This is a genomic window from Mesorhizobium sp. M0060 (genome assembly GCF_040323155.1).
In the GTDB taxonomy this organism is placed as follows: Bacteria; Pseudomonadota; Alphaproteobacteria; order Rhizobiales; family Rhizobiaceae; genus Mesorhizobium.
On sequence record NZ_JAMYUP010000115.1, the window covers coordinates 1 to 8,032 of the forward strand.

An 8,032-nucleotide genomic window follows, 5' to 3' on the forward strand; every position below is an offset into this window, starting at 1 on the left:
TCATGCTCTGCCCCCGCCGGACGACGCTCAACGCCAGCGCGACGACCGGTTCTTGATCACTACCTCAACCGCAGGCGCCCCTCCCGCGCAGCGGGTTCGTTCTGCGGCCCCACCGCCGACGACCGGTGCTATTGCGCCTAGCGTAAAACTGTCGATTGCAAACCCGCCGAGGAGGAGAGGTTCAGTGTGAAAACCCAATTTCACCCTGAGACCGTGTCCAAGGAAGGCCCGGCAATCAGCTCTTGCGATAGCTCACCCATTTAAGGAGTATGGCCAAAATGGCCATTTTCGGGCGGCTGATTCTTTGAAAAACATATCGGCGAAAGACGCTAAATACGGATTTGGGATGTTGATCGACACCGCGCGGGCGGAGCCGGTTACCGTCGAGAAGCATGGTCGGCCGGTGGTAGTTGTTATCAGCGTCGAAGAATACTCACGGCTGCTGGCCATCGAGCGTTTGCAAACGATCGAGGCGAGAAGGACACAACTTGGGAAATGAGGGGGAATGAGGAGCACGCCAAGCGAAATCAGCAAGAGGTTTAAACGTAGCCCTCGCAACCGAATCATAGCCGCGATCGATTTGTTCTGTGGGGTCGGCGGGCTAACCAAAGGCTTGGAGAAGGCCGGTATTGAAGTCAGGTTGGGGGTCGATATCGATCCCGCCTGCGCGTACCCTTACGAGGCGAACAATGAGGCAGCGTTTCTGCTGCAGTCCGTTGCTGATTTGAACGCGACAAAGCTGCACGCCAATATGAAAGGGGCGGGCTTTAAGCTGCTCGCGGGCTGCGCGCCATGTCAGCCCTTTTCGACGTATCATCAAAAATCAGGTCCCTCCGATGAGCGGTGGCATCTCCTGGGGCATTTCGGGCGTCTGGCCAAGGAACTCGACCCGGACATCATCACCATGGAGAACGTTCCGAATCTCGCGAAGCAGTCAGTGTTCAAAAAATTCGTTTCGGAACTCGAAGCGCTGGATTTCAATGTTGCGTACGAAGTGGTGAATTGCGCCGAGTTCGGCGTACCCCAGCAGCGCCAAAGACTGGTGTTGCTCGCCTCGAAGTTGGGGCCGATCTCCCTGCTGCGCACGAAGTCCAAGCCCAAAACTGTCCGTAAGGCGATCGAAGGACTACCGGCGATCGAGGCGGGCGAGGTTTGCGAAACCGACCCGTTGCATCAAGCGAGCGAACTGTCCGATCTCAATATGCGCCGCATTCGCGCGTCCACTCCCGGAGGGACGTGGCGCGATTGGAAGAAAGAACTCGTCGCCGATTGCCACAAACGACCGACCGGCAAAACGTATCCGAGCGTGTATGGACGCATGGAATGGGACGAGCCCGCGCCGACGATCACGACACAATATTTCGGTTTCGGAAACGGCCGCTTCGGTCACCCCGAGCAAGATCGCGCGATCTCCTTGCGCGAAGGTGCGATCCTCCAGAGTTTTCCCAAAAGCTACAAATTCGTCAAAAGTGGCGATCCTATTTACTGCAAGACGATCGGTCGCCTGATCGGGAACGCTGTCCCCGTCAAGCTCGCCGAAGCTATCGGGAAATCGATTGTCGCTCATGTCGAAATGCATACGGGTTCGCAGAAGAGGGCTGCTTAGATGGCCGCCGCGATCGAAGCGCGGCCAGTCGGAGGCACGACTGTCCTGCGGGCCATTCCAGAGCCGGGTCAACTCGTGGAGGCACGGCGGCGCCAATGGGTTGTCGCCGACGCACAAGCGTCGGACCAACGCGGGGAGAGTTCGCCTCCACAGCATCGCGTCACGTTGTCCTCCGTGGACGAAGACAACTTGGCCGAAGAAATCGATGTCATATGGGAGATCGAACCAGGCGCGCACATCATCGAACGTGCGGGCCTTCCCGAGATCACCGGTCGTGACGATTCACAGCGACTCGAAGCGTTTCTCGATGCCGTCAGGTGGGGTGCCGCAACCAATGCGGATCGAAGCTTTCTGCAGGCTCCGTTTCGCAGCGGCGTGAGTATCGAAGATTTCCAGCTCGACCCTCTCGTGCGCGCCATCGATATGGCGCGAGCGAACCTCCTGATCGCCGACGATGTCGGCCTGGGAAAGACCATCGAAGCGGGTCTCGTAATTCAAGAGCTCCTACTGCGGCATCGCGCACGAACCGTATTCGTAGTCTGCCCCGCATCGCTTCAAGAAAAGTGGCGTATCGAAATGCTCGAAAAGTTCGGGCTGGAATTCAAGATCGTCGATACGGAGTACGTGAAGGAATTGCGCCGGGCGCGCGGCATCCACGCCAATCCATGGACCTCGTTCCCTCGCCTGATCGTTTCGATGGATTGGGTGAAGAGCGGTGAGCCGCTACGGATGTTCCGGGACATTCTTCCCGTCAGGGCGAGCTATCCGCGCAAGTTCGACATTCTCGTCGTCGACGAGGCGCACAACGTAGCGCCTGCGGGCTCGGCTCACTACATGCTGGAAAGCCAGCGAACGAGATTCATTCGCCAGATCGCACCGCACTTTCAGCATCGGTTGTTCCTGACGGCGACGCCCCACAACGGCTACACCGAGTCCTTCACCTCGCTCTTGGAACTCCTCGACGATCAGCGTTTCTCGCGAAACATTTTGCCTGACGACAAGCAGCTTTCACAGGTGATGATCCGGCGTCTGAAGACCGATCTCGTCGACAAAGACGGCAAGCCGCTCTATCCCAAGCGAAATCTTCAGGCATTGTCGATCCCTTTCACCGCCGACGAGCGCGAGATTCACAAGACGCTCGATGCCTACTGCACCAGCCGTGAGAAAACGTGCCGCGATGCAGGGGCGACCGGCACCAAGTTCGTCAACACCTTGCTCAAGAAGCGATTGTTTTCCTCTCCAGCCGCTTTCGCCTCGACGCTGGAAAAGCACCATGCCACGCTGACTTCGGGTAAAAGCAAGCCGTCTCCAGAGAGCTTGAACGACCGCATTCTGCGAAAGGCGATTCTAAAGGCCGAAGAGGATTATGCCGACGACGGGCAGGTCGAAGGGGCGCAGGCCGAAGCCGTCGAAGAAGCGACCAAGCGGAGCGCGCCGCTTACGGAAGACGAGAAACGTCTGCTGTCGCGCATGCGTGATTGGGCGCAGAAGGCAAGCCATCGAACGGACTCGAAAGCCAAAGCGATCCTCGATTGGATCGAAGCGAACCTCAAATCGGCAGGAGCTTGGAACGATCGGCGGGTGATACTTTTCACGGAGTATCGGACCACCCATCAATGGCTGCATCAGATTTTGGCGGCGAACGGATACGGTGGCGATCGTCTGGAGCTCATTCGTGGCGGCATGGACCAAGAGGAGCGCGAAAAAGTCAAAGCGGCGTTCCAGACGAATCCCAGGGACGCCGCGGTGCGCATCTTGCTCGCCACCGATGCGGCGTCTGAAGGAATCGACCTTCAGAATTATTGCAATTGCCTCATTCACATCGAGATCCCTTACAATCCGAATGTCATGGAGCAGCGGAATGGCCGTATCGATCGGCACGGCCAGAAATACGGCGAGGTCCTGATATGGCATCCTGTCGACGGCGGAGAGGCCAGTGGGGATTCCTTCGGAGGACATAGGGACGACATCATCCGCGCGCTTACGAAACTCGAAGCGATGCGCGAGGATATGGGGAGCGTGAACCCTGTCATCGCACCCCAAATGGCCGGGTTGATCGAAGGTACGAGACGGGAGCTGGATACCCGAGAGGCCGAGGCGCGGGCAGCCAAAGCGAAGCGCTTCGTCCGCGCAGAGCGTCAGTTGAAAGAACGTATCGCGAGGTTGCACGACCGCCTTCAGGAAACGTCCCGCGATTTTCATCTGACACCCGACCGCATCTGCGCCGCAGTCAAAACAGGATTGGCGCTTGAGAAGAAGCCACCACTGATTGCGGTCGAATTGGATGGTGCGCCGAGCGGCACGGTGTTCGAAATGCCTGCGTTGACCGGATCGTGGGCGCGCTGTGTGGAGGGCTTACGCCACCCTCACACCGGAAAAACGCGTCCCATAACTTTCGACCACGGAGTGGCGAAGGGACGCGACGATGTCGTGTTGATCCATCTCAACCATCGCCTGGTAAAAATGTGTCTTCGGCTCATGCGAGCCGAAATCTGGGCGCAAAGCGACGTCAAGAAATTGAACCGGGTCGACGTTCGTGGGCTACCGCGAGGAGAGCTCGACGACATCGCCGTTGTTGTCGTTTCGCGTCTCGTCGTGACGGGAGGCAATCACCATCGTCTGCACGAAGAGCTGACTTTGGCGGGAGGATTGCTGAAGGACGGGGCTTTCGTGCGGGAAACGCGCGTGACCCAGGTCGATACGTGGCTTGAAAAGGCCGTGGGTATCCCATCGGACGACCGGCTCTTCGAAGGCCTCAAGCGGCGCTTCGAAAAGCATCGGGACTCGGTTCAGCAAACGGTCGAGGCGCGGTCGCGTGATCGCTTGCGCAACCTCGAAGGCACCTTGGAAAATCGAAAAAAGCACGAGGCGACCAACATCGCCGCCGTGCTCGACGAATTGGCACGCGCGATCGAAGAGGAACTGCGGAAAGAGAAGGAGCCGCAACAGCTGTCGCTCTTCTCCGAAGACGAGCGCACTCAGCTCAGGCGCGACGTCGAGGCGCTGAAACTGCGCTTGGCACGCATTCCCGAGGAAAAGGAAAACGAGATCGAAGCGATACACAAACGCTTCGCGGGGTTCCAGGTAAAGACGTTTCCCGCCGCTGTGATCTTTCTGGTCCCCGAAGGCCATGCTTGGAGACCGGCGACATGAGGGACTTCGGACACCACGCCGAATGGCTTTCGCTGGTAGAAATATCCGGCCCGTTTTTGGCGGAGCCGGTGCTGAAGGAAGCGTTCCCCCAAGGCCTCGCCGGACTCGACGGCGCGAAGAAAAAAATGATCCGCCAGGCCTATGATGAATGGCGTGAAGCGATCGATCTCGACGAGCCCGATGCTCGCAAAGTCCATCGGGCATGGATCGAGCTGGTTCTCAGACAAGGTCTGGAATTCGACGAAGACGGTTTTGGCGACGTGCTCAAGATCGGCGGGGATGTCGCTGCCATCAAATGCGACTTGCCGGAGTACGGGGTCACACTGACGCCCGATTTTGTCGTGACCGACGGTCAAGGCGCCGAGCTGCCTCTCATGCTTGTTTCCGTCTATGATCCCGAGATCGTTCTGGGTGAAGCTTTCAAACAAGGCACTTGGTCGGCAAGTCCCGCCGAACGCATGGTCACGCTTTGCAGAGCGACGGGAGTTCGCCTTGGTCTCGTGACCAATGGCGAGCAATGGATGCTTGTCGATGCTCCGGTCGGAGCGGTGACCACGTTCGCCAGCTGGTACGCTCGGCTTTGGTCTCAGGAACCCATAACACTCCAGGCCTTCGTCAACCTTCTCGGAATTCGGCGGTTCTTTGTCGACCGCACGGAGCAGCTGCCGGCGCTACTCGACAACTCGGTCAAGTTTCAAGACGAGGTGACCGACGCTCTGGGAGAGCAAGTCAGGCGAGCGGTCGAGGTGCTGATCCAAGCCCTGGATCGTGCTGATGTCGATCGCAATCGTGACCTTCTCTTAGGAGTAGAGCCATCTGAGCTCTACGAGGCCGGGTTGACGGTTATGATGAGGATCGTTTTTCTGCTTGCCGCCGAAGAACGCGGTCTCTTGCTGTTGGGGGATGAACGCTACGAAGCAAACTATGCAGTATCGACGTTGCGGCTGCAGCTTCGAGCCGAGTCCGAAGAAATCCTTGAAAGACGTTGGGACGCCTGGTCGCGCCTGTTGTCGGTTTTTAGAGCCGTCTATGGTGGCATCGAACACGAAGCACTGCGGCTTCCCGCTTTGGGCGGTTCTCTGTTCGATCCCGACCGGTTCCCATTTTTGGAGGGTCGAGCAAAGGGTTCGCGATGGAAGGTCGATCTTGCGACGCCGCTGCCGATCGACAACGGCACCGTGCTTCTGCTCTTAGAAGCCGTACAACTTTTCCGCGGGCGTGCTCTTTCATATCGGGCACTTGATGTCGAGCAAATCGGCTATGTCTATGAGGGTCTCCTCGAAAGGACAGTTGTTCGCGCCTCAGAGATCACGCTTGATTTGGATGCAACCAAGCTCGCTAAGAATCCCTGGGTGACACTGGCCGAAATTGAGGATGCCTCGGCACAGGGTCAAAATAGCCTGGAGGATCTGCTTAAGGAACGTATGGACAGTTCGGCGAGCCGCGTTCGTAATGATTTGAACAAGCCGAGGGACGCGGACGCAGCGGAAAAGTTGTTGACCGCTTGCCAAGCTGATCGCGCGTTGCAAGAACGCGTAGAGCCTTATTTCCACCTGCTGCGAACTGACCTTTGGGGATACCCGCTTGTTTATCCCAAAGGCACCTTGATGGTGAAAATCGGTGGAGATCGGCGGCAAACTGGCACACACTACACTCCGAAATCACTCACCGAAGTGGTTGTTAGGGATACCTTAGAGCCGCTTGTGTATGTCGGGCCTGCTCACGGCACACCGCGCGAAGACTGGGTTCTTAAATCCGCTGCCGAACTTCTTGACCTCAAAATTTGCGATCCGGCCATGGGCTCCGGTGCTTTTCTTGTACAGGTTTGCCGTTGGCTGTCGGAGCGACTGACTGAATCTTGGGGTGAAGCGGAAGATCAGGGCAAATGTATCACTTCCGAAGGACAAGTCGCTCAGGAAATTGGTGCGCAAGAGCCACTGAGCAAGGACGCCGAAGAAAGGTCGATTGTTGCCAGGCGCTTGCTCGCCGAGCGGTGTCTTTATGGCGTCGACGTGAATCCGCTCGCCGTGGAGCTAGCAAAGCTATCAATCTGGCTCGTCACTCTGGCGAAGGGGCGACCGTTCGGATTTCTGGATCACAATCTTCGATGCGGTGACAGCCTGCTTGGTATCAACCGTTTGGAACAGCTCAGCTATCTCGACATGCGTCCAGATCGGAACAGCTCGAAGAAGCTTTTCGCAGCGACGATCGATCAATCCGTCGAAAAGGCAATTCTGCTACGCTCTGATTTGCGTTCAAGGCCCATTCGCGACATTCGTGATGTCGAGGTGATGGCGGGCTTGGATCGGCAAGCGCGGCAGAGTCTGGAGCTGCCTGAGCTTGTAGCTGACGCGCTTATCGCCGATGTGCTTGCAGCAGGCGAAGCTGCCTCGGACAAAACCGACCTCTCGATCGAAGCAGGTGGTGCAATGGAGGGCAATGAGGACGCCGTCCAAGCCCTCAAGCGGCGGGCCCATGAAGGGCTCGAAACAGAACTTTCCACCGGAAAAGTTTTGAGGCGACCGTTTCACTGGCCCCTTGAATTTCCAGAAGTATTTTTTCGCGACAATAAGGGATTTGACGCGATAGTAGGCAATCCACCTTTTCTTGGCGGCAAGAAAATTAGCACAATGCACGGCTTCGCCTACCGAACTTTCATCTCACAAAATATTGCGCAAGAGAAAGGCGCCGCGGACTTATGTGCCTATTTCTTTCTAAGGGCTCGGTCATTGCTTCGAGGCAGTGGCGTTTTTGGATTTCTGGCTACCAACACAATCTGTCAAGGAATCACACGTGAAATTTCACTCGCTCAGATCGAAAAGACGGGATCGATATTTAGGGCAAGCGCCTCGTGTCCTTGGCCAGGAGCTGCTGGGGTAGATATAAGTATTATCCATGTGTTTAACGGAAAGTGGCAGGGAGAGCGTGTACTGGACGGCGATAAGGTTGGACATATTAATTCTTATCTCACGAGCGGCGATTCGGAAGATAAACCACATAAATTACTTTCTTCGATCTACGGTGCAAAGGGAACCTACGTCTACGGCGAAGGATTTATCGTTGATGAGAACCAGTATCAGAAATTCTTATTAGACGACGAGGCAAATGCAGCTATCCTCCAGCGCTATTTGGTGGCCAGAGATTTTACAGCCGAAGTCGATCATATGCCGACTAGTCCCTATGATTGCTGGGCCTGAGGGCGGCCCGTCATCCGATATGCAACGGTACGAGGGTTAAGCCGGCTGGCCGGCGCAGAGCCTCATGCATAGGAGA

Annotated in this window: 4 protein-coding genes; all 4 read left to right on the forward strand. The window is 56.8% G+C overall.

Going from position 1 to position 8,032, the window contains the following annotated elements; all coding sequences use genetic code 11:
- Positions 1-304: 304 nt before the first annotated feature.
- Genes NKJ94_RS36580 through NKJ94_RS36595 form a run of 4 tightly spaced genes read left to right on the forward strand, consistent with a single transcriptional unit; the run spans position 305 to position 7,956 of the window.
- A complete protein-coding gene (locus tag NKJ94_RS36580) occupies positions 305-499 on the forward strand; it encodes a type II toxin-antitoxin system Phd/YefM family antitoxin (protein WP_352532544.1) in 195 nt (64 codons plus the stop codon).
- A gap of 6 nt (positions 500-505) precedes the next feature.
- Positions 506-1,606, forward strand: coding sequence for a DNA cytosine methyltransferase (locus tag NKJ94_RS36585; RefSeq protein ID WP_352532546.1), 1,101 nt, complete (start codon positions 506-508; stop codon positions 1,604-1,606).
- Entirely contained in the window at positions 1,607-4,759 is a 3,153-nt protein-coding gene (gene drmD / locus NKJ94_RS36590; RefSeq protein WP_352532548.1) for a DISARM system SNF2-like helicase DrmD, read from the forward strand.
- Positions 4,756-7,956 (forward strand): Eco57I restriction-modification methylase domain-containing protein, encoded by a 3,201-nt coding sequence (locus NKJ94_RS36595; RefSeq protein WP_352532550.1) that lies wholly within the window; start codon positions 4,756-4,758, stop codon positions 7,954-7,956. Before drmD ends, NKJ94_RS36595 begins: the two co-directional genes overlap by 4 nt.
- The last annotated feature ends 76 nt before the right edge of the window (positions 7,957-8,032 follow it).

Bases quoted from the DNA above. Each gene is read 5' to 3' on its own strand.
- NKJ94_RS36585 (WP_352532546.1), top strand. From the start codon at position 506: ATGAGGAGCACGCCAAGCGAAATCAGCAAGAGGTTTAAACGTAGCCCT.
- drmD (WP_352532548.1), top strand. From the start codon at position 1,607: ATGGCCGCCGCGATCGAAGCGCGGCCAGTCGGAGGCACGACTGTCCTG.
- NKJ94_RS36595 (WP_352532550.1), top strand. From the start codon at position 4,756: ATGAGGGACTTCGGACACCACGCCGAATGGCTTTCGCTGGTAGAAATA.